The sequence below is a fragment of the Alloalcanivorax profundimaris genome, assembly GCF_015265435.1.
GTDB lineage: Bacteria > Pseudomonadota > Gammaproteobacteria > Pseudomonadales > Alcanivoracaceae > Alloalcanivorax > Alloalcanivorax profundimaris.
Genome location: NZ_JABJWH010000027.1, coordinates 1 through 6283 on the forward strand (window position 1 = coordinate 1; position 6283 = coordinate 6283).

Genomic DNA, 6283 nt, shown 5'->3' on the forward strand with positions numbered 1-6283 from the left:
GGTGCCGTCCCGGTACGGCGTCTTGAGCTGGTAGCGCACGTTGCCGCCTCGTGTTAACGACAGCCGCTTCTCGGATACCGCCGGGCGGCTGATGTACCGGCACAGCCGTTCGAGCTTCTTGCGTTCATCGGCCCTGGCCGCCACGCCGGCGTGCAGGCTGAACCCGGCTACCTTGCCAATCCCGTCACCGAACGGATCACCACTGGTCGGCAGAGTTTGCAAAGTGAACACCTTTCGCCCCGCCTGTGAACCGACAGCGATACGGTAAGTGATCGAGTGCCCCAGCAGGGGTGTCATCGGGTCGTCATCCACCGCATCCGAGGCCAGATAGCTGTTTTCGACATCCCGTTCCAGCAGGCCTTGCCGTTCCAGATAGCGACCCACCCGGTGGGCGATGGTGTGCGTCAGCTGGGTGAGCTCTGGGCTGGTCGGCGCCTTGACCCAGCGGAAACGCGCTGAGCCGTGGGATTGCTCGACATACACACCGTCGAGAAACAGCATGTGGAAGTGAACATTCAGATTGAGCGCCGATCCAAAACGCTGGATCAGGGTGACCGCGCCCGTCTTGGCCACTTGGTGGGTATGGCCCGCTTTCTTGACCAGGTGCGTGGCAATGACGCGGTAAACGATGCCCAGCACCCGCCCCATGATCTCGGGCCGGCTGGCAAACAGGAAACGCAGCTGAAACGGGAAACTCAACACCCACTGACGCATGGGTTGTTCAGGCAGTACTTCATCAACCAGCAAGGCGGCACTTTCGGCCATCCGCCGCGCCCCACAGCTCGGGCAGAAACCGCGACGCTTACAGCTGAAAGCGACCAGGTGCTCGGCGTGGCAAGACTCGCAGCGAACCCGTAGAAAGCCATGCTCCAGCCGCCCGCATTGGAGAAATTCTTCAAATTCCCGTTGCACATAGCCCGGCAATTCCTTTCCCTGCTCTGCCATAAGCGCAGCGAATGCCGGGTAATACTCGTCAACGATCTGATAGAGAAGGGTTTGCTCGGGTCGGTGGCTCTGGTAACGACCAGTATCCCGATCCCGGCTGGCCGTCCTGGCCGCCACATGAGGCATGTTCCGCGTCCTTGCAATACTGTGTTTACATACAGTCTATCGCTTAGCGGAAAGTTCTTTTACCCTCAGCCGAAATGCCTGCCGTTGCTAGACATTGCCAGCCAGTGCCCGTCACTCCCACTCAATCGTAGCCGGCGGCTTGGACGAGATGTCATACGTCACCCTGCTAATCCCGGGGATCTCATTAATGATCCGGCTGGAGACCTTCTCCAGGAATTCGTAGGGCAAGTGCGCCCAGCGGGCGGTCATGAAGTCGATGGTCTCGACGGCGCGCAGCGCTACTACGTATTCGTAGCGGCGGGCGTCGCCGACGACGCCGACGGATTTGACCGGGAGGAAGACGGCGAAGGCCTGGCTGGTTTTGTGGTAGAGGCCGTCGGCTTTGAGTTCTTCGATGAAGATGTGGTCCGCGAGGCGGAGGGTGTCGGCGTATTCCTTTTTGACTTCGCCGAGGATGCGCACGCCCAGGCCGGGGCCGGGGAAGGGGTGGCGGTAGACCATGTCGTAGGGGAGGCCGAGTTCGAGGCCGATTTTACGCACTTCGTCTTTGAAGAGTTCGCGCAGGGGTTCGACGAGCTTGAGTTTCATGTGCTCGGGGAGGCCGCCAACGTTGTGGTGGGATTTGATCACGTGGGCGCCGCCGGTTTTGGAGGCGGCGGATTCGATTACGTCCGGATAGATAGTGCCTTGGGCGAGCCAGTTGGCGTTTTTCAGTTTGGCGGCTTCGGCGTCGAAGATGTCGATGAAGGTGTTGCCGATGATTTTGCGCTTTTTCTCCGGGTCGGCTTCGCCGGCGAGCCGGGAGAGGAAGTGGTCTTCGGCGTCGACGCGGATGACGCGGACACCCATGTGTTCGGCGAACATTTCCATGACCTGGTCGCCTTCGCCGTGGCGGAGGAGGCCGTTGTCGACGAAGACGCAGGTGAGCTGGTCACCGATGGCTTTGTGCAGGAGCGCGGCGACCACGGAGGAGTCCACGCCGCCGGAGAGGCCGAGGATGACTTCGTCGGTGCCGACCTGTTCCTGGATGGTGGCGATGGCGTCGTCGATGATCTTGGCCGGGGTCCAGAGGGCGTCACAGGCGCAGATTTCGCGGACGAAGCGTTCGAGGATGCGGCCGCCTTGGAGGGTGTGGGTGACTTCCGGGTGGAACTGGATGCCGTAGAAGCGTTTGTCGTCGTTGGCCATGCCGGCGATGGGGCAGCTGTCGGTGGTGGCGGTGACGACGAAGCCTTCGGGGGTGGAGCCGACTCGGTCGCCGTGGCTCATCCATACGTCCAGGTATTCGGTGCCGGCTTCTTCGTGGTCGATGATGCCGTTAAGCAGGTTGCTGCCCTCGGATTTCGCGACGCGGGCGTAGCCGAATTCGTGTTTTTCACCGGCGACCACGGAGCCGCCCAGTTGCTCGGCCATGGTTTGCATGCCGTAGCAGATGCCCAGTACCGGCACGCCCTGTTCGAACACCGCTTGCGGGGCCCGCGGGGTCTCGGCGGCGGTGACGGATTCCGGGCCGCCGGAGAGGATGATGCCTTTGGGGTCGAACTCGGCGATGTCCTCGGCGGTGGCGTCGAAGGCGCGGATTTCGCAGTAGACGCCGATTTCGCGGACGCGGCGGGCGATCAGCTGGGTGTACTGGGAGCCGAAGTCGAGGATCAGGATGCGCTGGGCGTGAATGTCTTGCATGGCTTAATTTCCGCTGGACGCCGGACGCTGGACGCCGGACGCCGGTTGTTGTGACGCTGGACGCCTGACGCCGGATGCTGGACGCTTTAAAAACAAAAATCGGGCGAGCCTTGGCTCGTCCGATTTTCTGCGTCTGGCGTCCGGCGTCAAGCGTCCGGCTCCCGTGGGCTCACCCCACGGGGTAGTTCGGTGCTTCCTTGGTGATGGTCACGTCGTGGACGTGGGATTCTTTCATGCCCGCGTTGGTGACCTTCACGAAGTACGGCTTGGTGCGCATTTCTTCGACGCTGGCGCAGCCGGTGTAACCCATGGAGGCGCGCAGGCCGCCCATCAGCTGGTGAACGATGGCGCTCATCGGGCCTTTGTAGGGCACGCGGCCTTCGATGCCTTCGGGCACCAGCTTCTCGATGCCGGCGGCGGCGTCCTGGAAGTAGCGGTCCGAGGAGCCGGTTTTGCCGGACATGGCGCCCAGGGAGCCCATGCCCCGGTAGGCTTTGTAGTAGCCGCCCTGGAACAGTTCCACTTCGCCGGGGGCTTCCTCGGTGCCGGCCAGCAGGGAGCCGATCATGATGGCGTGGGCGCCGGCGGCGACGGCCTTGGCGATGTCGCCAGAGAAGCGGATGCCGCCGTCGGAGATCAGCGGCACGCCGGAGTCCTTGAGTGCCGCGGCCACTTCGGAGACGGCGGTGATCTGCGGCACGCCGATGCCGGCGACGATGCGGGTGGTGCAGATGGAGCCGGGGCCGATGCCGACTTTCACGCCGTCGGCGCCGGCTTCAACGAGCGCCTTGGCGGCTTCGGCGGTGGCGATGTTGCCGCCGATCACGTCCACTTCGGGGAAGTGTTTCTTGACCCAGGCGACGCGATTGAGCACGCCCTGGGAGTGGCCGTGGGCGGTGTCCACCACGATCACGTCGACGCCGGCTTCCACCAGCGCCGCCACGCGCTCCTCGGTGCCGCCGCCGGTGCCCACGGCGGCGCCCACGCGCAGGCGGCCCTGGGCGTCCTTGCAGGCGTTGGGGTAACGGGTGGCTTTTTCGATGTCCTTGACGGTGATCATGCCGCGCAGGGCGCCGGATTCATTGACCACCAGAATCTTCTCGATGCGATGCTTGTGCAGCAGGGCCTGCACTTCGCTGGCGTCGGCGCCCTCGCCCACCGTCACCAGGCGTTCGCGGCCGGTCATGATGTCGGCCACGTGCTGGTCGTAGTCGGTGATGAAGCGGGTGTCGCGGCTGGTGACGATGCCCACCACCTGCTCGCCTTCCACCACCGGCACGCCGGAGATGTTGTTGGTGTCGGTGAGGTTGATCAGCTCACGGACGGTGGCGTTGGGGCTGATGGTGATCGGGTCCTTGACCACGCCGGATTCGAATTTCTTGACCGCGCGCACCTGCCGGGCCTGGTCTTCCACCGGCATGCTCTTGTGCAGAATGCCAATGCCGCCTTCCTGGGCCATGGTGATGGCCAGGCGGTGTTCGGTGACGGTGTCCATGGCCGCCGAGATCAGGGGGATGTTCAGCTCGATATTGCGCGTCAGGCGCGTCTTGAGCGAGACCTCGTTGGGCAGCACATCGGAGTGGGCGGGCAGGAGCAGAACGTCGTCGAACGTCAGTGCTTCTTGCGCGATTCTGAGCATTTTGCACCCCTAGGCACAGAGAGAAACTGGGGGAGTCTGGACCCCGGAGCGCCGGGCTGTCGCCGGCCGGGAAGCCGGGTCGGGCGGGGAGGAGCCGGCGCGAGGGCGAACCAGGGGCTCCGTTAAATTAAGCCGGATAATATACCGTAAATTAACCCCTCCCGGCAATCGAAATGCATCGCCAGCAGGTGGCTCGGTGGCCGCTTTCAGCGGCCGATGCAGGGTGAAGGATGCAGGATACAGGCGCGGATGGGGCCCTCGTATCGGAGAGGCCATGGTCGCGAAAAAGCCATGGGGTGAGGGCATGTGCCCAAGACATGCGCGGGCACGGCCTGGCGTTCAAGCACGGCCCACCCCGCGCGCCTGTATCCTGAATCCTTCACCCTGCATCGCGATTTCTGGCCGGCAAGGCCATAAATCGCTACATTGCGCGCCATGGACCCATCATCGCGCAGCCAACCGTATTCCGTCAGCCGCTTGAACCTGGAGGCCCAGGGCCTGCTGGAGGGCAGCTTCCCCTTGATCTGGCTTCAGGGGGAGCTGTCCAATCTGGCGCGGCCCCGCTCCGGGCACATCTACTTCAGCCTCAAGGACGAGCGGGCCCAGGTTAGTGGGGCCATGTTTCGAAACCGTAACAGCCGGCTACGGTTCCAGCCCCGGGACGGCCAGCAGGTGCTGGTGCGGGCACGCATTACCCTGTATGTGCCCCGGGGTGGTTTCCAGATCATCGTCGAGCACATGGAAGAGGCGGGTGAAGGCGCCCTGCGGGCCCAGTTCGATGCGCTCAAGGCCAAGATGGAAGCCGAGGGGCTGTTCGCCCAGGAACGTAAGCGCCCACTTCCCGCCTGGCCCCGGCAAATCGGGGTAATCACCAGCCCCAGCGGGGCGGCGATTCGCGATATTCTGCATGTGCTCAAGCGGCGGGCGCCGTCGATTCCGGTGCTGATTTTCCCCACCCCGGTGCAGGGCGCCGAGGCGCCGGCGCAAATCCGCGCGGCCCTGGAGCGGGCCACCGCCCGGGGCGATTGCGACGTGCTGGTGATCGGCCGGGGCGGCGGCAGTCTGGAGGATCTGTGGGCGTTCAACGACGAAGCCCTGGTGCGGGCGGTGGCGTCCAGCCCGGTGCCGGTGGTGAGCGCCGTGGGCCACGAGGTGGACGTGGCGCTCACCGATTTCGCGGCGGATGTGCGCGCGCCGACGCCGTCGGCGGCGGCGGAGCTGATCAGCCCGGACGGCGAGACGTTGCTGTCGCGGCTGTCGGTGCTGGCGCGGCGCCAGCGGCAGTTCATGGGCCTGGCCCTGCGCGCCCAGCGCCAGCGGCTGGAGGGCCTGACCCGGCGGCTGCAGGCGCGCCATCCGGAGCGGCAGTTGGAGCAGACCCGGCAGCTGGTGGATGAGCAGCAGGCGCGGCTGGCCCGGGCCCTGCGCCAGCGGCTGGCGTTACTGCTGAGCCGCTGGCGGCCGCTGGATGTGCGGTTGCGCCAGCAGTCGCCGGCCCAGCAGGTGACGCGGCAGGCCCAGCGGCTGGCGGAGTTGCGGCGGCGGCTGCCGGTGCCGCTCACCCATCAACAGCGCCATCTGGCCCAGCGGCTGAGTGGTCTGGGCCACCGGCTGAATACCGCCAGCCCCCTGGCCACCCTGGACCGGGGCTATTCGCTGACGCTGGTGGATGGCGAGCCGCTGCGCTCGGTGGAGAGCCTCCAGGAGGGCCAGACCGTGGAGACGCGGCTGGCCAAGGGCTCCTTCGAAGCTACCGTCACCCGCGTTAAACCCCCGGAGTAAGCCGGCGCGGAGCCCCCCCCCCACTGTAGATACCCTGTTCGCGGTCAAGCGTTTTGCAGGCCAGCGGTTTGAAAAAGGCGGGCCGAATCGAACGGGGTATCGGTCTTC

The 6283-nt window shown here is 65.1% G+C and carries 4 protein-coding genes; 1 reads left to right on the forward strand and 3 read right to left on the reverse strand.

The window, feature by feature from the left end:
• The 3 genes from HMJ39_RS13795 to guaB form a co-directional block, all read right to left on the reverse strand.
• On the reverse strand, window positions 1-1071 hold a 1071-nt coding region (locus HMJ39_RS13795), incomplete at its 3' end, for an IS91-like element ISCR2 family transposase (protein ID WP_194297765.1).
• Window positions 1072-1182: 111 nt separating this feature from the next.
• Entirely contained in the window at window positions 1183-2754 is a 1572-nt protein-coding gene (guaA, locus tag HMJ39_RS13800) for a glutamine-hydrolyzing GMP synthase (protein WP_194297766.1), read from the reverse strand.
• 169 nt (window positions 2755-2923) lie between these two features.
• Complete coding sequence (gene guaB, locus HMJ39_RS13805; protein ID WP_194297767.1) at window positions 2924-4393, reverse strand: IMP dehydrogenase; 1470 nt, start codon at window positions 4391-4393, stop codon at window positions 2924-2926.
• Window positions 4394-4828: 435 nt separating this feature from the next.
• On the opposite strand from guaB, the gene xseA reads away from it, so the two are divergent.
• Entirely contained in the window at window positions 4829-6175 is a 1347-nt protein-coding gene (xseA, locus tag HMJ39_RS13810; RefSeq protein WP_194297768.1) for an exodeoxyribonuclease VII large subunit, read from the forward strand.
• Window positions 6176-6283: the final 108 nt, after the last annotated feature.